The sequence below is a fragment of the Chitinophaga caeni genome (assembly GCF_002557795.1).
Taxonomy (GTDB): Bacteria; Bacteroidota; Bacteroidia; order Chitinophagales; family Chitinophagaceae; genus Chitinophaga; species Chitinophaga caeni.
Window position 1 is genome coordinate 3,816,919 of record NZ_CP023777.1, and the last position, 17,280, is coordinate 3,834,198.

Here is a 17,280-nt window from a genome sequence, read left to right on the forward strand (position 1 = left end):
AAAACCGCTACCCTATTCTTCTTATATGAAAAAATTGCTCAGCATTGGAATCTTATTCTGCTTGTTGATATTTGTCGGCGCCTGTAAAAATGGGCAGAAACTTTACCAGAAAGGTCGCTATGATGAGGCGGTTACCGTATTTGTCAAGAAATTACAGAAAAAAACCCAAGATCCGGCTGCCCTGGCATACCTACCGAAGGCTTATTCTGATGCATTAGATTGGCACGAGGACCGGGTTGACCGTATATTAGCTTCCAATGACGAGTTAAAATGGGAATCTGTTAAACGGGAATACCAGGCACTACAATCGCTGTACCTATCAATCCAATCATCCCCGGTCGCCAAATCGTTGGTAGCAGCGAAGGACTATTCTTCCGCGATCAGGGGTGCGCAAGAAAATGGGGCGCAGGTACGGTACGATCGTGGTTTATATTTCATGGATCAAGGCACTAAAAGGGATTTCCGCCAGGCTTACGAAGAGTTTGATGCGGCGCTCAGGTTAGTTCCTAATTTTAAAGATGCCCAGGCCTTAAGGGATGAGGCGTATGAATTGGGAATCATCAGGGTCGAAGTAAGCCGAATTGACGTTCGATCTCCATATTTTCAATTTACCGCGGATTACTTCAGGGATGCGCTGGTGAGAAATTTACAGCAAAGGAATATTGATCCTTTCGTGCGTTTTTACGACGAAAGGCAAGTATCGCAAGAACGGGTGCCCGTGGATCAATATCTCGATATGCATTTTTATGACTTTATCGTCGGGCAAACCTATGTCGAAAAAACCGAGAGGCCCGTGCAGAAAGAGCATGTTGTTGTCGGGAAAAGACCTGTTAGGGATTCTACCGGGAAAACGCACCAGGTAGACGTTTACGGGACGGCAAAGGCAACAATTTATATCGTGCGTAAAACAATTGTGTCCAAAGCATTGTTTGATTATGCAATAATAGATACGAAGCAAAATACCATTATCACGAATAACAGGATACCTGGCAGTTTTACCTGGGTGAATGAATACGCGACTTTTAAAGGGGATGAACGGGCATTGGGTGATGAAGATAAGAAGTTGATCGGTGGAAGCGATATTGCGCCCCCAGATCCGCAAAGTTTGTTCCTCGAAGTTACGAGACCAATTTATGATCAATTGGAAAGAGACCTGCGGAGCTTTTACAGCAGGTACTAGGTTTTGATTTTTCCCATAAAATTGAAATAGTATGAAAACACTTCATTATTTTTTTACCGGTTTTTTACTAATCATGATATGGAGTTGTTCAGCCTCGAAAAAGCAAGCCGGCTCGATGAATGCATCATTATATAATAATCGTTGGAAAATAGTTGCCATAAATGGGGCCGAGGTGGATACGGCAAAAATTTACAGGAAAGATGGCCTATCTTTCAACAAGGCCTCTTCCCGGTTTTCTGGCACGGTAAGCTGTAATTCCATGACAGGGAAATTTGAAATCGGTCATAACAATACGATCAGTTTTTCCCAAGTCGCCATTACTAAAATGATGTGCATGGATATGAGTGTAGAGGATAGCTTCCTAGAAATTTTAGATAAAGTAACCAATTTCGAGTTGACCGGCAAGGAACTGAAATTCACGGATGGCACTGAAGAATTAGCGCGTTTTGAGCCAATATGACGATGGTTTTAACTTGGGATCGCGGGTGGTAAGCCCTAGAGGTTATTCAAAATAAATTTAATATCATATACCATATAGTAGTTTTTTTATTAATTGGTAAAATGCTATGAAGGGGTAAGTTCAGCCATTCTATTTATTAATAAAGTAAATATTCTCAAATATTTATCGTACCTTCATTGCATTCAAGGCATTTGCCATTGCTACTTCTGATTCAGTCTTGAGTATAATCACTTCACACTCAGTCAGCAAAATAACCCAAGGAAGAATTAAAAATTCTGTTTAGGACTTCTGAAACAGTGCGGTTCGTTATAATTATTTCGAATATACATACGGATTGTGAAAGGAATGGAGAATAGTTGTAATGTCTTAAGAAGCATTTAATTGCTTGAGAAAAGTAAACTAAAAACAAAAGGATAAAATATGGGTGAATCTTTTTCTAAAAAAGAAAAATCAAAGAAAAAAGCAAAACAGAAACAAGACAAAATTGCCAAGATGAAAGAGCGGAAGGCTAATAACCAGAAAGGGAAAAGCCTGGAAGATATGATGGCATATATTGACGAAAACGGGAATATTACCTCTACCCCGCCTGCTACAACAGAAAAACGCGATTTTCCATTGGAAGAAATCCAACTTGGCGCAACTCCTATTGTACAGGAAGATCCTATTAGGGAAGGAACTGTGACATTTTATAATACCAGTAAGGCTTATGGCTTTATAAAGGATAAAAAATCCGGTGAAGATGTATTTGTTCACGGTAATGATTTATCCAGCCCTATCAAGGAAAAGGATAAAGTAAGTTTCGAACGTCAAGCGACCCCTAGGGGATATAAGGCTATTAATGTAACCGTAATTTAATTACCGGTTAATAATCGCTTGATATAAAATTGAGATTAGCATGGAGCCTAAACGATTTGTACAATCGTGTTTTATAGGTTTCATCCGATATTGAACTAAAAAAGGAAAGCGCCGGTAAAGTGCTTTCCTTTTTTAATGCTATACTTTATAGTGTGTATTTTATCATGCGGCACTAACCCGCACATGAACAGGTTTTACCTTCGGTTTAACCAATTTGATAACCCCTATAAATGCTAATAAGCGGATAATTGGAAATACCGGGTCAATTTCGTGCCAGCGGCGCCCAAAATTCACGGAAGCCGGGTGTTTATGGTGGTTATTGTGATAAGACTCCCCTAGCATTAACACATCGACAAACAGCAAGTTCATCGACGTATTTTTCAGTTTAAAATTGATATATCCATATTTATGGGCAAACCAATTTACAATTGCACCATGAAATGCCCCCATCGAGATAACAATTGGCAATAATAGGTATTGCCAGGGACTAGTCGCAAATAATATGAAAAATGTTATATAAATACCCACCCATAATAATCTTGAAAAGGAACCGTTAGCGAACTTATCAAACTTATCCCAGCCCGGTAAATTCTTCTTAAAACGGGGGTCTATAGTTATTTTTTCATGTAAAATATCCTGGTAAACAGACCGGGTCTTCCACATCATTGAGAAGATGTTTTTTGAATTGGAGGGGGAATGTGGATCCAAATCGGTATCAGTATAAGCATGATGCATGCGGTGCATGATTGCATATGCTTTTGGACTCATATATGATGACCCCTGGGTAATATATGTGAAGATAAAAAATGCCTTTTCCCATGATTTACTCATTGTAAATGCACCGTGAGCAGCATACCGATGTTGAAAAAAAGTTTGTGAAAATAGCGATAGGTACCAAATGGCAACAAAAAAAAGAAATATTATCATATTTGAGTTTAAAAGAAGCGGGAGTAAATCTCAAATATGCCTTTGGAATAGATGGAAATAAAAACGCTATCTAGGTTATAGAATACCTGTAAGATATGCATTTATTGTGTTAACAAAATGGTAAATCGGCCATTTGCATGCTAAATTTATATTATTACCCCTTTGTGATGTTCCCAAAGTTTTGAATAAACTGAATTTTTTTGCAGTAGTTGCTGGTGTGTACCTTCTTCAGCCATACTACCTTCATGTAACACCACTATCTTATCGGCATTCATCACGGTGCTTAACCTATGTGCAATTATGATGATTGTTTTGCCTGCATGTTTTAACTGCTGCACAGCCAACTGTACAAATTGGTCGGAAACCGGGTCGAGCGAAGATGTGGCTTCATCAAAAATGAGGATATCCGGATTTCTATACATGGCCCTGGCGATAGCCAAGCGTTGCCTTTGGCCACCCGATAGGTTAACGCCATGTTCTCCCAGCAGGGTTAAAAAGCCATTCGGTAATTTCTCGATAAACTCCATGATTCCTAAAACCTGTGCAATCTTTATTACCTGTTGCATATCGGCTTCAAAATCACCCACCGCGATATTCTCAAGCACCGTTCCAGCAAATAGATCGATATGTTGAGGAACGACACTAATTTTCTTACGCAGGCTGTCATTATGGATATACTTGATATCTATATTCCCTATACAAATCTGTCCAGCTTGTAAAGGATACAAATTTTGTAATAGGTTCATCAGGGTAGACTTGCCAGACCCGCTTTCACCTACGATGGCGGTTATCTCCCCTTTCCTGATATGTAGGTTAAAGTCTTTGAATACTTCTGCGCGCGTATTATATTTAAAGCTAACATTATGGAAACTGATATCCCCGAGCATTTCTGGTGTTAGATCCATTTTTTGCTCGTTACTCTCCTGCTCTAAATCCAAAATTTCGAATAGTCGATCCGAAGCAATCAAGGCATCTTGCATACTTTTATTCGCACCGATAAGGCTCATGGCTGGGCCGGTAAAGTATCCCAACAAGGCGTAAAAAGAAAGTAACTCGCCGGGTGTTAATTGCCGATCTATCACGAAGTAGGAACCGATCCATAGTATTACTACAACGAAAGCGCTCGTTACAAATGATGCGGCGCTACCAATGTAAAGATTCGTTGTAGCCGATTTAAAGATGGTTCGTAGCAGTTTTACAAATCTATTTTCTGTTTTAATATTCGCGTATTCTTCTAAGCCGAATCGCTTGATCGTTGAAGCAGCGTTTAGAGATTCTACTAATTGTCCACCCAATTCAGCGTTATCTTCCATCAATTTCCTTTGTAACTTTTTATTGAAGGCATTACTTAACTGGTAGACCACGATATAGACAGGTATGATAGCTAAAACAATCAAGGCAAGCTTCCAGTAATATGCGAACATTACGGCAAATGAGAATATCACGATAAACACGTTAACGACTAAGCCTACCGCTGTATCGTTTATGAAACTCCTGATTTTGACTGCATCATTAATACGGGAAGTGATCTCACCGACCCGCATCGTATCAAAAAACTGTTGCGGTAATTTTAATAAGTGTTTATAATAGCCCAAGATCAGCTGTGCATCGATCTGCTGCCCTGTTTTCAAGGCAAATATACTTTTGGTATTACCGATAAAAAGTTGGAATAACAATATCACGATCATGATACTCCCCAGTAAATTCAATAGGTTTTTATTGCCATCGACTAATACATTATCCACAATTTTCTGGACATAGATCGAGGTTGACAACCCGAGAATAGTATAAACAATCGAGCCAAACAATGCTTGTAAAAGTATCGATTTATGCGGCGCTAATAAGTACCAAAACCTTTGAAAATGCGAGCTGGTGAGTTTTTCTTGCTTAAAATTCTCCCCCGGCAATATTAAGATCAGGACCCCAGTCCAAATCTTTTTAAAATCTTCTGACTTAAATTCATGAACTTTCCCATCGGCCGGATCCATGATAGTTATCCGCTCCTTGGTAACCTTGTAAATAACAACATAATGGTGCAATACACCCTTCAGCACGACATGCGCGATAGAGGGCTTGGGAATTTTGGCAAGCGATTCAAACGGCCCTTTGACACCCTTAGCTTCAAAGCCGAGCTTCTGCGCGGCCTCAATCAAACCTAAAACATTCGTCCCCTTATGATCGGTATAAGCATATTGACGTATCCTTGCCACCGGGATATGCAGGTTATAATGCGCTGCTATTGAACTCAAGCAAGCAGCCCCGCAATCGCTCAGATCGCGTTGTTTTACCTTAGATTTCCTTTTTATCCTATTATTTAGCCACATATAATTCCCAATAAAAAAGATTAACTGGCAGCTTTGCCTGTATTCGGATTCATCCATTCATCCGCGCGATCATAAATCAATTGATACAAACTGCGCTTCGTAAGTATAAACCTGGCTTGCACGGTCATCCCCTTTTTTAAATTCCCTTTTACACCGTTAGAAAGTTGCAGGTAAGTTTGATCTAAACTGCATTTAACTTTAAAAACGGGTTGATCATTAGCCATGGTGAAATCATTATCCACCGATATCACTTTCGCATCTAGAATCCCCCATTCATTATAATTAAATGCATCTACCTGGCATTTCACTTTCATTCCCGGCTTTATATAACCGATATCTTTAGGACTGACATAACATTCCAATACCAGGTTAGCATCCGGTGAAATGGAGCCGATAAGTTCCCCGGCCTGCAATGTTCCCCCTGCAAATTTTCCGGCTAATCCTTGCAAGGTTCCGCTAACGGGCGCAACAACAAGGTTCTTTTCCTTGTCGGTAGTTAACTGCTTCTTATCTTCTTGCAAGCGGTTTAATTCTTGTTTATATTGATTTAACGACTCTGCCCAAATGCTTCTCTGTTGCTGGATGAGCGATTGATAAGCGGCATCCGCTTTATTAAGTTCATATTTCTTGTCTATATAATCCTTATAGGGAAGCACTTTATCCCTGTATAGGCTATATACCATATCATAATCTGTCTTTAATTTCTGTAGCAGGGTTCGTTGCTCCGCGAGGGAAGCGTTGAATTGCGCGTATTGCTGCTTGTATAAAGCCGTTTTCAACCCCGCGCTTCCGCCGCGGCTTAATATCGTGAGGTCATGGATAAACATTTCCCTTTGCGATACATCAAATGAAGTTTGTTCTAATTTGCTGAGTGCAATATCTTCCTGTAACTTTAGGATGGGCATCCCTTTTTTTACATAATCGCCATCTTTAGCATATACTTTTTCTATGGTTCCTGCCAGTAATGTTCTCAATTCATTTTTTTCTATTACCGGCCTTACGAGACCCGCGGATTTCACGGATACATCCACCTTAATCAAGGGTAATGCTACGATGCTCAAAATGATAAAAATAACAACGCTGGAATAAATTATTTGCGAGCGAACTTTTACTTTCGGCAACCAAGAAAATATTGAATCTTGCAGAACTTCTACCGGGAATAATTGTGGCATTTCAACTATATTTTAAAGTTTATTCTCCGATACAACAATGATCCATCATCAATTGCTTCCCTGCTTGTACCAGGGTAATTGCATCCGCCCTTTGGTTCGGCGCCCAACTTTCAAATTCTGGACTTGTAACCAATGCCATCAATATATAATGATAATATCGCTTGATTTCTGCTATAGTATAGCATTGCTCGTTCTCCATTAATTCCCAGGATAATTGTGGCCGTTTCATAGTCGTATTAATTTAATATGGTTAACAGGTTTCCACCAGGTCATTTGCAACTTCTTAGCCAGGGTCAAGTTATTTGAATTTTAAGATTTTGTTCATCTATTTCCTGTTCATTTTTTGTTCATTTTCAGCGCCTAGTCGACGTATCATGATTGCCCGCATGCTGAACGGCATCACACCGGGATTCAACCTATTAAAAGCAATTGAATTAAATGTCAGTCAAGAGCGATTTATATCTTTTAATATCAATACTTTATGAAAAATTTCTCCACTCCCGGAACCGCGGAAAAATAACCGGTTTTATACTCGTCAGAAGAATATATTTCACTGATAATTTCATTCCTGTTCCCCCTGGAAATTCCCCGGATATTTTAGCTTGAGTCCGGATGTTAGTTCCGTAGCAGGTAACGGGCGGGTTATTTATAAACAATAATGGCATTTAAGGTTCCGATAATGTGAAGAATGGAAATGCATTACCAATCATACCTGGGGAATTTTCGGGCAAGAAATTTTGTTCTTTTCATATTTGCGAACAACGGAAAATAGTAGCGGAAGAAAGCCTAAGCTTGTAGATTTTAATAGAGTCACTTAGTCTTTAGGCTGTGACCCAGCGGCTTTTCAACGGCAAGAAGCGGGCGAACGGCTACATGTAAATGATCGCCGTAAGCCAAGCGGTAAGTCTCGATTTCGGTTGCATTAAATAAATATTCAAGGGGAATAAATTTTGTTTCAAATCCTGCCCCCTGCAACTTCCTTTCATAATCTGCACCGTAAAACCTGATATGTCCGGGATCCCCGTAATGCGTAATCCTATCTTGCCTGGAGACGATACGCTCATCTTCCTCCGTGATAGCCAAGCCCCTTTTAATCGGAACTTGCAAGAAGGCAATACCACCCGGTTTCAATACCCTGAATAATTCATTCATCGCTTTATTATCTTCTTTCACGTATTCCAACACATGCGAGCAGATAATCACATCGAAATAATGATCCTTAATTTCGGGCATACCGGTAATATCCAGGTATTTTGTTTCCCCGGGATAGGTGCTTTCAAACATATCGGCAAACTTATCCGCCGGGAAATATTCCAATCCTTCTATACTACGGAACCGTTTGAAGAAAATTTCTTCCGGGGCAACATGTAATAGTCTCATCCCCGGCTTCAACAATTCACGGTGGCGGTCCAGGTATAACCATAAAGCCCTGTCGCGCTCATTGGATCGGCACCTGGGGCATTGTACCGGCCTCCGGTTTGCACCGGCCGGTAAAAATCGGGAAAAGCCCCTGTTACAGCAAGGGCATGCAACGTTATTCCCTCTGTAATATAATCCCCGGCAATAAAGGTATAAAGGCAAAATAGTTTTCTTCAATAACCGCTTTATCGATGATTGTCGCATTGCTAAAATAGATTGCATTTGGCGTTTAACAAATGATGTTTTCATCTCCTAAATAGCGGTATGCGATCATACAACTATTTATGGCAAGGCACTTGGTAATACAATGCTAATAATACCGAATTGAAATTTCTGGCAACAAGTAATACCAGCGATAATTACTCTAAAATTGAATACTTGAATCTAAAACCGGAGAGCTTGAATCCCTGGCGAACAGTATTTTGGATGATTACCAGGCCTGGAGCCTAAATTTAGTGCCACCTGCTGCTATGAGCATGCAGATGACACGACAAGTTACTAAATTTCTTGTTCAAAACCGCTATCTATCAATAAATGCTTACTATCTGCCGCGGCTGTTGCAAGTTCGTCACAGCGATTATTCAACGGGTTATCCGCATGGCCTTTAACCCATCTGAATTGAACTTTATGTTTCTTGTATAGCGGGATAAAGCGCATCCACAGGTCCTTATTTTTCTTGTCTTTGAAACCCTTTTTTACCCATGACCACAACCAACCTTTCTCTACACTATTTACAACATATTGACTATCGGTGTAAATGGTAATGGATAAGCCTTCCCTTGTTAATGCTTCCAAGGCAACAATTACTGCCAACAATTCCATCCTGTTATTGGTCGTAAGCCGGTAGCCTTGCGATAACTCCTTCCTCACGGTTCCCCATATCAAAACAACACCGTAGCCGCCAGGCCCCGGGTTCCCCCTGGAAGATCCGTCCGTATAAATAATTAATCCTTTATCTGTCAAATCTCGTACAATTTTTGCAAAGGTAAACTTTCCAAAGCATTTACATAACTAACTGCAACGTATACACGGTTTATACTTGGAACACGCCGGTTTTAAAACTTTCATGGATGGGCGCCTGGTTGGCAGCCGTGATAGCTTCACTGATGATCATCCTGGTATCTAGCGGATCGATGATATCGTCAACCCATAATCTCGATGCAGCGTAATAAGGTGTAGTTTGATGTTCGTACTTGGCGATAATCTTTTTCAGCAGCTCCTGTTCAGCTTCCGGGCTGATAGTCTCGCCTTTCGATTTCAATGATGCCACCTGTATTTGCAACAAGGTTTTCGCAGCTTGTTCCCCGCCCATTACCGCGATCTTAGCGTTGGGCCAAGCAAAAATTAACCGGGGATCATAAGCTTTACCGCACATGGCGTAATTTCCTGCACCGTAAGAATTCCCTACGATCACCGTAATTTTAGGTACGATTGAATTGGCAACGGCGTTCACCAATTTAGCGCCGTCCTTAATAATTCCGGCATGTTCACTCCGGCTACCGACCATGAAGCCGGTCACATCTTGTAAAAATACCAGGGGAATTTTTTTCTGGTTGCAAATCATGATGAACCGGGCCGCTTTATCGGCACTATCATTATAAATCACGCCACCCATCTGCATTTCACCTTTCCTGCTTTTCACTATTTTTCTTTGGTTGGCCACGATCCCTACCGACCAGCCTTCGATCCTAGCATAACCGCATAAAATACTTTTGCCGTAATCTTCTTTATACTGGTCGAATTCCGAATTGTCAACGATCCTTTCGATAACTTCGACCATATCATAAGGCTTGGAGCTATCCGCGGGAATAATGCCGTATAATTCCTTGGAATCCTTAAGCGGCTCTTTTGCTGCCACGCGGTTGAACCCGGCGTTTTCGGGCGCACCGATCTTGGCCACTAATTTTTTTACTTCGTCCAGGCAAGTTTCATCCGAATCGAATTTATAATCCGCGATCCCGGAAATTTCCGTGTGGGTTGTTGCGCCGCCTAAAGTTTCAGCATCAATATCTTCTCCAATTGCTGCTTTCACGAGATAAGGGCCCGCTAAAAATATAGAGCCGTTCCCCTTTACCATCAAAACCTCGTCGCTCATGATCGGTAAATATGCTCCTCCTGCAACGCAGCTGCCCATTACGGCGGCTATTTGGGTAATACCCATAGCGCTCATGCGGGCATTATTATAAAAAATACGACCGAAATGCTCTTTGCCGGGAAAAATTTCATCTTGCATCGGTAAATATACCCCCGCGCTATCTACCAGGTAAATTACCGGCAATTTATTTTCCATCGCGATTTCCTGCAAACGAAGGTTCTTAGTTCCTGTCATCGGGAACCAAGCGCCGGCTTTTACAGTCATATCATTTGCAACGATAATACATTGTTTCCCTGAAATGTAACCGATCCCTGCTACCGTTCCAGCCGCCGGGCAGCCACCATGTTCTTCATACATTTCAAAAGCAGCAAAACTGCCGATCTCGATAAAGCGGCTTCCTTTATCTACCAGGTAATCAATCCTTTCCCTCGGGCTTAGCTTACCCTTTTTCTTAATTTTTTCGAGGTTCTTGGGGCCCCCTCCTTGCGAGATCACTGCTTTCCGTTGTTTCAGGGTAGCCAATGCCATGCGCATGGTATCCTCATTTTTATTAAATTCCAGTTGCTGTTGATCCATAACGTAAGATTTATGGTTAAAAATAAAGGAAATGGACGGAATGCAGATCATTTGGATTAAATTCAGGTGATTGTTAACAAATGGATCTTGATTACCCAAATCAAAAACGGATGCTCATGACACACCAAGCATTAATGGCAGAAACCTTGCAGCACATGTATAATGGTGAGCCTTGGTTAGATGTTACGCTGATGGAACATCTTTCGAAAATGGATGCTTCGCATGCAACCAGGCGGCTTAATGGTTCTAACAATACTTGGGAATTGTTGAACCATTTAATTTATTGGCATCAAAATGTTACCCGGAAGTTATCGGGGGTTAAAACGGAGCAAGAAGGCGATCTCCCCGATTTTTACTTGCCAGAAAATTGCAACGATGAAAATTGGGATGCTACCTTGCACCGGTTCCATCATTCATTAGAGCAGATGATGAATACGATCAGGAATTACCCCGGTCAAAAACTGTTCGATGTAGTTCCGGGGACGCAGCATACCGCGTATTTTTACATGCAAGGAATATTATCCCACGTTGCTTATCACCTGGGTCAAATAGTGCTATTAAGAAAGTATGCAAATATTAACTAGAGGGGGTTTGCAACGCTTGCAGTTGGAACATTTTGCTAATTGTTTGGAACAATTGCGGTTTCAATACCGGTTTAAGGATATAATTATTGACGCCGAGCGCTTTTGCTTCGGCCTCATGCTCCGCGAACCCATTCGCTGAAAGCGCCACGATCAGTAGATTCTTGAACTTTTCTTTACCGCGGAGCACCTCGATAGCTTCCAGCCCGCCCATGATGGGCATATTCATGTCCATCAAGACTAAGTCGGGTTCAAACGACTCCGCTTTTTCAACTCCTTCTACCCCGTTTTCGGCTAGCTCAAGGATTATAGGTGTTTCCAGCAAATACCTTTCGATAATCATCCTGTTGATCTTATCATCTTCCACAAGCAAGATTTTTTTACCGGCAGGTATAAAGATATTCGGCTCTTCATTCACGGTGATTTCTTCTTCATGTACATTCAAAGGTAATGAAATTGTGAACGTGGTGCCTTTTTGATCATTCGTATTTACATAAATCTTTCCGCCCATTAATTCAACGTACTGCCTCGCTAGCAGCAAACCTAATTTACTACCAACGAAATATTCCGAGTTTTTATCAACCTGGTGAAGCGGTTTGAACAAGGCATCGATTTGCGCTAAATTTAGTGGTTCCCCTTCATCCGTGATCCTGATGCATAGCTTCGTATCTGAGCGGAACACTTCGAACAGTATCGTGCTTAACTTGGGACTTATCTTTATGCCGTGGGCAACCAGGTTATTGACGATCTGTGTTAATTTGACTTGGTCAATAACAATACATGCTGCGAGGTCGGGAGCAATTTTGGTGGCAAGTGTCACATGTTGGGATACAGCGAACGGCCGGTTTAATTTCAAGATACTTGTTACCCACTCATCCAGGTTAAGCGGCGCTTCTTTCAAATGGTTGTGATGCCCCGATTCGATCTCTGAAATCGAGATCACGTTATTTAGTATGGTGCTCAATGTGATACTACCGAAATAAATACCATCCACGTATTCCTGCATGGTGTCACTCAGCTTCTCTTTATTCGAAATTTCTTTAAGTAAGGTACTTTGTCCTATGATCCCGTTCAGGGAGTTACGGGTTTCATGGGCCACTTGTTTTAAAAACAATACCAGCGCCTTATTAGCATGATCTAACTGTTCGGTCCTATCCGCAACCTGTACTACCAGTGCGACATTTTTATCTTCCAGCTCCCTGTTTTTGCGATCCAGTTCTTCTTGGGTTAATTTTACTTTCTCGCCCAGGCGGTAACTCTTCAGTTGGTAAATACAAATGGCTAGCACATTTAAGAAAAATACGACCGAGATGATGAGCCACCTGAAATTATCCTGTGTTGCTTCAGATAAGGGTACCTGGGAGAACCATTCGTTATAGTAGTTAAATTCCAAGAAAATTGGAATACATAAATGTATGCCTATGCAAGCAATCATCCACCTGGTTTCAAGGTTGTTGAAGGTCAGCAGGATGATATTTATCGCGAACAGGGAAAGTAATTGCACGTAAGCCAGCTTACCTAGCGTAATACCGTAATAGGCGATCACGAAATAAAATACTACCTGCAATAATATCTTGGCGGATAAATGCTTACGGTGTTTATTTAAAGCGATGGAAAATAAGAATAAGGGGCAAAACATCATTGCCGGGATCAATATCTCGACCGAATCGGATAAGCAATAAAACCAGTACCCGTAAACAGTAACTAGAACCGCGCACAGCATTGCTATGAGGTTCACGGTTTCGTTTCTTCTTGCTTCCTCTTCTTCCTCGTTGTCTGAATTTACAATAGCTTTATAGATGGACGATAATCGAAACATTAGACCGATAATTTTAATGCCAGGTTCTCAGGCATAATTAAAACATCACTTCATTTCAATTCCTGGGGCTGAAATGTTTTCCAATCCTTTTTAGGTTAGGCGTAAAGCGATTTGATTCTGGTGTTTAACAAATTAAATTTCGACAACTACTGTTCTGAAATTATACTCACATATTTACGCAGTACATTAAAATATGGTTTTTAAAATCCATATTATTTAATCAGTATTTAAACAAACTCTTATATAAGGGTTAAACTATTGAAAATCAAAAAAATGGAAAACTTGGATGAGATAACAAGTTGTTATAACGCATATAGCAATTTAACCAATTTTGGATTAAATTAGCAATTCATTAACAAAAATATATAAAATTGATGCTAATTATCAATTTTAAGATAAATCGGGAGGAAAATGTATTAATCTTCCCATCCCGGTGATTAATAAAAAGTTAGATTATCATTGTTGTCCGACTAAAAATGCTTTAAAGGTACTTGAATTCCTTACCTGGTCAAGGATATCAGCGAAGGATGGTATATTCACCCCCGCCAAGAGAACCGTGGAACTTCGCACCGTTGATTGCGAAGGGTGGCTTGGCCATACAGTAGTAGAAAGGCCAGATCGAGCGATCAAATTGGTGGCTGTAATGGCCCATTTGTGCCCTTTTTTAGTACTTTTTTGGGCAAGCAAAAAAGTTCAAGAAACGAGCAGATGAACATTGAGTCGAACTATTGAGGGAGCAAATTGCTCCCCGGTTAAAATTTAGTCGGACAATAATGTTAGATTTTCTATTCTTAAGATAATAAAACAGGGATTGCCCAATAAATTGACAATCCCTGTACATATAAAAATGCAAGAATTTCTCGTTAAGAGAATAATTCGCCTTGAAGTTTGTCGTCAGAATCTTCTTCCCCCGTGTTTTCTTCTTCAGAAATTAATTCTAAACTGATTAAATCTGCTCCAACTAATTTACTCCCAACCGACTTATACCCCATCACGTCGATAAATTCAGCTAAATCAACTTCTTCTTCTTCGGGATCTTTCTTTTTCCCGTAAGACATATGGATGACTGGCTGTTCCTGCGTGGTCACCAACTCCAGGTAATTTTTCGCGCCTTCCTTGATGAAAGAGAATTTATTGTTCAAGGTTTGCGTTTCGATCTTGAAGCGCTTCACGTTGAATTGTTTCTTTTCCGCATCAAAATAGATAGCGGTAATGATTTTTTCAGGATTAAATTTCTCAATGTAAACCGCATCTTCCGGTTCGTAGCGGTTCGTTATTTCGAAGTTGGTTAATTCGTAAGTCCCATTTTTATAAAATACAATTATTTTATCTTCCCCTTCGAAGCTGCCGACATACAGCCCGCGTTTTTCCGTATTTAGTCTGCCTATGGCATCATCGTACCAAATTTTTAAACCTGATAAAGTGGAAACCCCCTTTTCTTTGAACTTAACGCTCCTAACCGGGTATTTCGTAACCTGGTTACCCATCGAGTTCCGGTTCTTGATGGCAATGGTTTCAAAGTAAAGATCAAATTCTTTATTACGGGCAGCGCAATTAGGACTTAGCTTGATCGTTACCACTTCTGCCTCACCATTGGGATTGGCAGAGAAATAGTGCACCTTGGAGTTTTTCTCCCCCTTGTAGGCCAGGTCATATTCTTTATCGCGGGTAATACCGGTTACATTGAATCGTTTAGCATAGCTAACCCCGGTTTTACCATCGAGATAAATCATGTTATACGTCGTCCTATCATCATTTTTCTTAAATACATCTACATGGATAATATCTTTTCCGACGAAGGTTTTATCCGCCACCTTGGTCACCAACATTTTACCATCACGTTTAAATACGATGATATTGTCTAGGTCGGAGCAATCGGCAACGAACTCATCCTTTTTAAGGGAAGTCCCGATAAACCCTTCTGCCCTATTTACGTACAATTTGGTATTGGCAATGGCGACCTGTTGTACCTGGATATTGTCGAAGGTCTTTATCTCGGTCTTACGCTCCCTGCCGGCACCGTATTTTTTCAGCAATCCCTCGTAATAGGTAATCGTAAATTCCACGAGGTGAGCCAGGTTATGTTTTACATCGGCAATTTCGGCCTCGATGTTCTTAATCTGGTTGTTTAGTTCCGTAATATCCAAACGGTAGATACGGCGGACAGGTTTCTCCGTTAACTTGAGGATATCTTCCTTCGCGATGGGTCGCTTCAGGTTCTTTTTATAGGGAGTAAAAGCTTTATCAATCGCCGCAATCACCGTGTCCCAATCTTTATGCTTTTGTTCCAGTTCCTTGTAAATACCTTTTTCGAAGAAGATCTTTTCCAAGGACGTGTAATGCCATTTATCTTCCAGCTCGGCTAGCTTGATCTCTTGTTCCTTACCGAGCAAGGTCTTCGTAAATTCAGCTGAATGGCGCAATAAATCCGAAGCGGTGATAAATACAGGTTTATCTTCCACGATAACGCAGGCATTTGGCGAAATAGAGATTTCGCAATCCGTAAATGCATACAACGCATCGATCGTGATGTCAGGAGAAATACCCGGGGCAAGCTGCACTTCAATCTCCACATCCTTAGCGGTGTTGTCTATAACTTTCTTAATCTTGATCTTGCTATTGTCATTTGCCTTTACGATCGAATCGATTAATTGCGAAGTGGTGATACCGTATGGTACATCCTTGATCAACAACGTCTTCTTATCTTTTTCCTCGATATGCGCCCTAACGCGTACTTTACCACCCCTCTTACCATCGTTGTAGTTTGCCACATCGATCATACCGCCGGTTAGGAAATCGGGGTACAATTCAAACTTGCGGCCTTTCAAATACTTGATAGACGCTTCCAGTAATTCCACGAAGTTATGCGGTAAAATCTTGGTAGATAAACCTACGGCGATGCCTTCCGCACCTTGCGCGAGCAATAAGGGAAATTTCATCGGCAATGTTAGCGGTTCGTTTTTACGGCCGTCATAACTCAATTGCCAGGAAGTGGTTTTATTATTGAAAGCTACTTCTAATGCGAATTTGGATAATCGCGCTTCTATGTAACGCGGGGCGGCCGCATCATCCCCGGTACGGATATCCCCCCAGTTACCCTGCGTTTCGATCACCAGGTCCTTTTGCCCGAGGTTCACCATCGCATCCCCGATGGAAGCATCCCCATGCGGGTGGTATTGCATAGTTTGACCGATAACATTGGCGACCTTGTTGAACCTACCGTCATCCATTTCTTTCATCGCGTGCAATATCCTTCGCTGCACGGGTTTGAGGCCATCCTCCACGGCAGGTACCGCCCTTTCCAAGATTACGTAAGAAGCATAATCCAGGAACCAATTTTCGTACATCCCGCCAACATGTAATACTCCATGCAATGCATCTTCACCGGGTAGTTGTTCATTGTTGCTCATAATGCTTTAAATTTATTCCTGCCGTATCGATAAAAAGCCGATCGCGGCTGTCATCATTCCGATTAATTATCATTTTCCTTGCACGAAATCCTCCCTCCATACCCGGATGGAATCTTCGCGAACATCTGCAATACTGTTTAATTCGATGAAAGTGCAATCGCTAATGGCTTCCAATTCATGCCACAGCATGGAAGGTATCTCGATTCTCGCGGGAGCTTTTACCCGGATGCTTTCAATTTTACGCTGTTCTAAATGGCTCCAATGCATCCAGCATTCCCCTTCTAACAGGAACATGATCTCGGGATTCTTGTTGGCATTTTTACCTTCATGGTAATGTTGACCGCTGGTTGTACCGGCTTTCCGGTAACACAAGATAAAATTCCCTTTACGGCTGCAATCCCAATTATAATTGGAGCCCCTTTCATCTTGCCCCTGCAATTCCAATGTTTCTACTTGGATCAT

At 41.2% G+C, this 17,280-nt stretch carries 15 protein-coding genes; 5 read left to right on the forward strand and 10 right to left on the reverse strand.

The genetic code is table 11. The features are described 5' to 3' along the window. Nucleotides 1-25 precede the first annotated feature (25 nt). The 3 genes from COR50_RS15980 (at nt 26) to COR50_RS15990 (ending at nt 2,495) form a co-directional block, all read left to right on the forward strand. On the forward strand, nt 26-1,180 hold the full coding sequence (locus tag COR50_RS15980) for a hypothetical protein (protein ID WP_098194912.1): 1,155 nt from the start codon (nt 26-28) through the stop codon (nt 1,178-1,180). Between the two features lie 31 nt (nt 1,181-1,211). Continuing rightward, nucleotides 1,212-1,640 (forward strand): META domain-containing protein, encoded by a 429-nt coding sequence (locus tag COR50_RS15985; RefSeq protein ID WP_098194913.1) that lies wholly within the window; start codon nt 1,212-1,214, stop codon nt 1,638-1,640. 420 nt (nt 1,641-2,060) lie between these two features. Further along, complete coding sequence (locus COR50_RS15990; RefSeq protein WP_098194914.1) at nt 2,061-2,495, forward strand: cold-shock protein; 435 nt, start codon at nt 2,061-2,063, stop codon at nt 2,493-2,495. Nucleotides 2,496-2,657: 162 nt separating this feature from the next. On the opposite strand, the gene COR50_RS15995 is transcribed toward COR50_RS15990, so the two are convergent. Continuing rightward, nucleotides 2,658-3,395, reverse strand: a complete 738-nt coding sequence (locus tag COR50_RS15995; RefSeq protein WP_232516381.1) for an acyl-CoA desaturase — start codon at nt 3,393-3,395, stop codon at nt 2,658-2,660. On the opposite strand from COR50_RS15995, the gene COR50_RS22630 reads away from it, so the two are divergent. Continuing rightward, on the forward strand, nt 3,332-3,496 hold the full coding sequence (locus COR50_RS22630) for a hypothetical protein (RefSeq protein ID WP_232516393.1): 165 nt from the start codon (nt 3,332-3,334) through the stop codon (nt 3,494-3,496). The two genes, COR50_RS15995 and COR50_RS22630, sit on opposite strands and share 64 nt — an antisense overlap. 72 nt (nt 3,497-3,568) lie before the next feature. Here the strand turns inward: COR50_RS22630 and COR50_RS16000 are convergent, their stop codons facing one another. The 6 genes from COR50_RS16000 to COR50_RS16025 form a co-directional block, all read right to left on the reverse strand. Then, complete coding sequence (locus tag COR50_RS16000) at nt 3,569-5,746, reverse strand: peptidase domain-containing ABC transporter (RefSeq protein WP_098196277.1); 2,178 nt, start codon at nt 5,744-5,746, stop codon at nt 3,569-3,571. 20 nt (nt 5,747-5,766) lie between these two features. Beyond that, entirely contained in the window at nt 5,767-6,918 is a 1,152-nt protein-coding gene (locus COR50_RS16005) for an HlyD family secretion protein (RefSeq protein ID WP_098194916.1), read from the reverse strand. A 19-nt stretch (nt 6,919-6,937) separates the two neighbouring features. After that, nucleotides 6,938-7,147 (reverse strand): hypothetical protein, encoded by a 210-nt coding sequence (locus COR50_RS16010; protein ID WP_098194917.1) that lies wholly within the window; start codon nt 7,145-7,147, stop codon nt 6,938-6,940. A gap of 581 nt (nt 7,148-7,728) precedes the next feature. Continuing rightward, on the reverse strand, nt 7,729-8,298 hold the full coding sequence (locus COR50_RS16015; protein ID WP_157760912.1) for a class I SAM-dependent methyltransferase: 570 nt from the start codon (nt 8,296-8,298) through the stop codon (nt 7,729-7,731). 537 nt (nt 8,299-8,835) lie between these two features. Then, on the reverse strand, nt 8,836-9,300 hold the full coding sequence (gene rnhA, locus COR50_RS16020) for a ribonuclease HI (RefSeq protein ID WP_098194919.1): 465 nt from the start codon (nt 9,298-9,300) through the stop codon (nt 8,836-8,838). 70 nt (nt 9,301-9,370) lie between these two features. After that, nucleotides 9,371-11,008 (reverse strand): acyl-CoA carboxylase subunit beta, encoded by a 1,638-nt coding sequence (locus COR50_RS16025; protein ID WP_098194920.1) that lies wholly within the window; start codon nt 11,006-11,008, stop codon nt 9,371-9,373. Nucleotides 11,009-11,124: 116 nt separating this feature from the next. On the opposite strand from COR50_RS16025, the gene COR50_RS16030 reads away from it, so the two are divergent. Beyond that, the gene (locus tag COR50_RS16030) at nt 11,125-11,592 is read left to right on the forward strand and encodes a DinB family protein (protein WP_157760914.1); all 468 of its coding nucleotides are present in this window, start codon (nt 11,125-11,127) and stop codon (nt 11,590-11,592) included. Here COR50_RS16030 and COR50_RS16035 read toward each other — a convergent pair. From COR50_RS16035 to COR50_RS16050, 3 genes are all read right to left on the reverse strand, one after another. After that, on the reverse strand, nt 11,585-13,408 hold the full coding sequence (locus COR50_RS16035) for a response regulator (protein ID WP_098194922.1): 1,824 nt from the start codon (nt 13,406-13,408) through the stop codon (nt 11,585-11,587). The two genes, COR50_RS16030 and COR50_RS16035, sit on opposite strands and share 8 nt — an antisense overlap. Before the next feature lie 863 nt (nt 13,409-14,271). Continuing rightward, a complete protein-coding gene (locus COR50_RS16045) occupies nt 14,272-16,818 on the reverse strand; it encodes a DNA gyrase/topoisomerase IV subunit A (RefSeq protein ID WP_098194924.1) in 2,547 nt (848 codons plus the stop codon). 69 nt (nt 16,819-16,887) lie between these two features. Next, complete coding sequence (locus tag COR50_RS16050) at nt 16,888-17,280, reverse strand: polysaccharide biosynthesis C-terminal domain-containing protein (RefSeq protein WP_098194925.1); 393 nt, start codon at nt 17,278-17,280, stop codon at nt 16,888-16,890.

What these genes read in the sequence shown, in the direction of transcription:
- COR50_RS15980 (WP_098194912.1), top strand. Translation starts at nt 26, where the DNA reads ATGAAAAAATTGCTCAGCATTGGAATCTTATTCTGCTTGTTGATATTT.
- COR50_RS15985 (WP_098194913.1), top strand. Translation starts at nt 1,212, where the DNA reads ATGAAAACACTTCATTATTTTTTTACCGGTTTTTTACTAATCATGATA.
- COR50_RS15990 (WP_098194914.1), top strand. Translation starts at nt 2,061, where the DNA reads ATGGGTGAATCTTTTTCTAAAAAAGAAAAATCAAAGAAAAAAGCAAAA.
- COR50_RS22630 (WP_232516393.1), top strand. Translation starts at nt 3,332, where the DNA reads ATGCACCGTGAGCAGCATACCGATGTTGAAAAAAAGTTTGTGAAAATA.
- COR50_RS16000 (WP_098196277.1), bottom strand. Translation starts at nt 5,746, where the DNA reads ATGTGGCTAAATAATAGGATAAAAAGGAAATCTAAGGTAAAACAACGC.
- COR50_RS16005 (WP_098194916.1), bottom strand. Translation starts at nt 6,918, where the DNA reads ATGCCACAATTATTCCCGGTAGAAGTTCTGCAAGATTCAATATTTTCT.
- COR50_RS16010 (WP_098194917.1), bottom strand. Translation starts at nt 7,147, where the DNA reads ATGAAACGGCCACAATTATCCTGGGAATTAATGGAGAACGAGCAATGC.
- COR50_RS16015 (WP_157760912.1), bottom strand. Translation starts at nt 8,298, where the DNA reads ATGAGACTATTACATGTTGCCCCGGAAGAAATTTTCTTCAAACGGTTC.
- COR50_RS16025 (WP_098194920.1), bottom strand. Translation starts at nt 11,008, where the DNA reads ATGGATCAACAGCAACTGGAATTTAATAAAAATGAGGATACCATGCGC.
- COR50_RS16030 (WP_157760914.1), top strand. Translation starts at nt 11,125, where the DNA reads ATGACACACCAAGCATTAATGGCAGAAACCTTGCAGCACATGTATAAT.
- COR50_RS16035 (WP_098194922.1), bottom strand. Translation starts at nt 13,408, where the DNA reads ATGTTTCGATTATCGTCCATCTATAAAGCTATTGTAAATTCAGACAAC.
- COR50_RS16045 (WP_098194924.1), bottom strand. Translation starts at nt 16,818, where the DNA reads ATGAGCAACAATGAACAACTACCCGGTGAAGATGCATTGCATGGAGTA.
- COR50_RS16050 (WP_098194925.1), bottom strand. Translation starts at nt 17,280, where the DNA reads ATGATCCAAGTAGAAACATTGGAATTGCAGGGGCAAGATGAAAGGGGC.